3 protein-coding genes and 1 pseudogene are annotated in these 2339 nt (G+C 74.8%); 1 reads left to right on the top strand and 3 read right to left on the bottom strand.

Going from position 1 to position 2339, the window contains the following annotated elements:
- From CCN56_RS40985 to CCN56_RS40975, 3 genes and pseudogenes are all read right to left on the bottom strand, one after another.
- A pseudogene (locus CCN56_RS40985) lies at positions 1–199 on the bottom strand (hypothetical protein); the annotation flags it as partial.
- A 110-nt stretch (positions 200–309) separates the two neighbouring features.
- Positions 310–837, bottom strand: a complete 528-nt coding sequence (locus tag CCN56_RS40980; RefSeq protein ID WP_086832578.1) for a DinB family protein — start codon at positions 835–837, stop codon at positions 310–312.
- Positions 838–893: 56 nt separating this feature from the next.
- On the bottom strand, positions 894–1511 hold the full coding sequence (locus tag CCN56_RS40975; protein ID WP_086832577.1) for a TetR/AcrR family transcriptional regulator: 618 nt from the start codon (positions 1509–1511) through the stop codon (positions 894–896).
- Positions 1512–1658: 147 nt separating this feature from the next.
- Between CCN56_RS40975 and CCN56_RS40970 the strand changes: the two genes are divergently transcribed.
- Positions 1659–2339, top strand: a 681-nt coding sequence (locus CCN56_RS40970; RefSeq protein ID WP_143664852.1) for an FAD-dependent monooxygenase, incomplete at its 3' end; no start/stop codon positions are given.

Below are 2339 nucleotides of genomic sequence, written 5' to 3'. Positions count from 1 at the left end.
ACCGCAGATCGTCGAGGGCCTCCCGGGCCGGGCCCTCGACGATCTGCGGTGCCACGTCCTGGTCGGGCCGTACGGTGTCGGCCGCGGGCGCGGGGGCGACGGTGGGCGCCGTCGGCGGGGCGTCCACCGAGACGCAGCCGGCCAGGGCGGCGACCGCCGCCCCGACCAGGATCTTCGCTGTGGTTCGGGTTCCATGCACCCGCGCAACTCTGCTGGCCCGGCAGTGATCTTCGCGCCCCTACCGGCGGGGAATGCCCCGCACGGGTGAGCCGCGCGGGGATCTTGACCGGCCGGGGCGTCCGCGCCGGGTCAGTCGCCGGTCGCGCCGTCGATGCGCTCGCGGATGAGGTCCGCGTGGCCGTTGTGGCGGGCGTACTCCTCGATCATGTGGAGGTAGATCCACCGGAGGTTGAACGTGCGACCGGTGCGGTGCTTTCCCACCCCCAGGTCGTCGAGGTCACGGCCGGCGGCCAGGGTGCGCGCGTGGGCGATCTCGGCCTGCCAGGTGGCGTACGCCTCCTTGTAGGTGTCCTCGTCCGTGACGTGGATGTCCCGGTCGTGGTCCTCCTCCGTCGAGTAGATCCAGCGCCGCTCCTCGCCGGCCAGGACGTGGCGGAACCACCCGCGCTCGACCTCGGCCATGTGCCGGACCAGGCCGAGCAGGTTGAGGTCCGACGGCGGGGCGGACGGGGTGCGCAGCTGGGCGTCGTCGAGCCCCTCGCACTTCATCGCGAGGGTCGCGCGATGGAAGTCGAGCCACTGCTCCAGGGCCTCGCGCTCGCCCGAGGTGGTGGACGGGTCGACGCGCGGGACGGATTCGGTGTGTTCGGTGGTCATGGGCGGCATCGTCTCCCGGGACCGCGCGGCGGCGCCAGCGGTTTCCGGCCGCCGGGTCAGGGGCGGGGGCCGAGCATGCCGCGCAGCAACTCGTCGAACCCGGTGCGCAGTTCCGCGCGGCTCGGCACGGCCGCGTGGAAGGAGCCCGCCGCGCAGGAGAACATCAGCCCCTCGCACCAGGCGATCAGGGAGAGCGCGTGCCGTTCGGGCTCAGGCGAGCCGGCCGCCGTCATCATCGCGATCAGCGGGGTGTGGAAGGTCGCGCCGGCCGTGTCGAAGAAGCTCCGGAGCTCGGGACGGCGGGTGGCCTCCAGGGCCAGCTCGTAGCGGGAGACCAACAGGGCGCGGTGGTCGGTGAGATAGCGGTGCAGGGCGAGGGCGAGCGCGTCGACGAGCGCGTCGCCGCCGCTCTTGGGGTCCGGCAGTTCGTGCGGGGTGAGGACCTCGGCCTCGCGCTGGACCTGGCGCCGTACGGCCGTCTCCAGGAGGGCCTGCCGGGTGCGGGCGTGGTTGGACGTCGACCCCTGCGGCAGTCCCGCCCGCTCGTCCACGGCGCGGTGGGTCAGGCCCCGCATCCCCCGCTCGACCAGGAGGGCGAGGGCGGCGTCGCCGATCCGCTCGGCGCGGGAGGCGGGGGACTCCGGGGCCGGGGTCCCGGCGGTGGCTGAGGTCATGGGGGACAACCTACTACCGGTGTGACTACAGGTGTAGTACGGTCGCGGTGTCGGCCTCACTACAGCTGTAGTGAGAGCGACGTACCCGCCGGGCTCACCGCACCCGCAGTGCCCGTCGCCCAGCCCGTCCCGAGCCGAGGAGCAGCCATGGAACAGCACCGCGCCGTCGTCGTCGGAGCCGGCATCGGCGGACTCACCGCCGCCGTCGCCCTGCACCGGCGCGGCCGGCAGGTCACCGTCCTCGAACGCGCCGCCGACCTCACCCCCGTCGGCGCCGGCATCGCCCTCGCCCCCAACGCCCAGCGCGCCCTCGACGTCATCGGCATCGGCGACCGCGTCCGTGAGCTCTCCGCCTGGCAGGGCGACGGCGGCATGCGCACCCCCGGCGGCCGCTGGCTGGCCCGTACCGACGCCAAGGCCGCCGCCGCCCGCTTCGGCGGCCCCCTCGTCCTCCTCCACCGCGCCACCCTCGTCGAGCTCCTCACCTCCGCCCTCCCCGAAGGCGTCGTCCGTACCGGAGCCGCCGCAACCGTCACCGACCCCGGCGACGACCACCGTCCCGCCCGCGTCACCGTCACGGACACCGGGACCGGGGCCCGGAGCGAACTCGAGGCCGAACTCGTCCTCGGCGCCGACGGCATCCACTCGGCGACCCGCAAGGCGCTCTTCCCCGACCACCCCGGCCCCCGCTACTCCGGCGCCACCAGCTGGCGCGTCGTCGTCCCCGCCCCCGGGCGGCCCTTCGCCCCGCACGAGACCTGGGGCGCCGGAGTAGCGGGGGCCGGGGTGGTCGGGGAAGAGCGCCTTGCGGGTCGCCGAGTGGATGCC

Source organism: Streptomyces sp. NRRL B-24572 (assembly GCF_002156145.1).
Taxonomy (GTDB): domain Bacteria; phylum Actinomycetota; class Actinomycetes; order Streptomycetales; family Streptomycetaceae; genus Streptomyces; species Streptomyces vietnamensis.
Note: the sequence above shows the minus strand (reverse complement) of the source record. Positions and strands in the feature narration are given on the sequence as shown.

Coding starts and splice junctions, on each gene's coding strand:
- CCN56_RS40980 (WP_086832578.1), bottom strand. CDS start 837: ATGACCACCGAACACACCGAATCCGTCCCGCGCGTCGACCCGTCCACC.
- CCN56_RS40975 (WP_086832577.1), bottom strand. CDS start 1,511: ATGACCTCAGCCACCGCCGGGACCCCGGCCCCGGAGTCCCCCGCCTCC.